The sequence below is a fragment of the Blastococcus sp. KM273129 genome, assembly GCF_021698995.1.
In the GTDB taxonomy this organism is placed as follows: domain Bacteria; phylum Actinomycetota; class Actinomycetes; order Mycobacteriales; family Geodermatophilaceae; genus Blastococcus.
Genome location: NZ_SSXB01000226.1, coordinates 1 through 257 on the forward strand (window position 1 = coordinate 1; position 257 = coordinate 257).

At 82.1% G+C, this 257-nt stretch carries 1 protein-coding gene; it reads left to right on the forward strand.

Annotated features, from left to right (window positions below):
* Nucleotides 1-257, forward strand: a 257-nt coding sequence (locus tag E9565_RS22125; protein ID WP_236836752.1) for a hypothetical protein, incomplete at both ends; no start/stop codon positions are given.

Sequence of the window (257 nt, forward strand, 5' to 3'; positions counted from 1 at the left end):
CCCGTCGGGGTCCAGCCGGGCCAGGTGGTGGCGCACGACCTGGCGCAGTTCGGCGTGCGGCCGGGTCGCGGCCACCTGCGCGAGCGCCTCGTCCACCCCGGCCAGGTCGACGTCCTGGGCCGCGGCGGCGGCCAGGCTGCCCGGGGGGCCACCGCGGCGATCACCACCGCCGCCTCGGCGGTGACCGCCCCGGCGGCGAACGCGGCGGCCACCGCCGGCAGCTCCGCCAGTGCCCGGCCCGAGCGCACCAGCCGCGA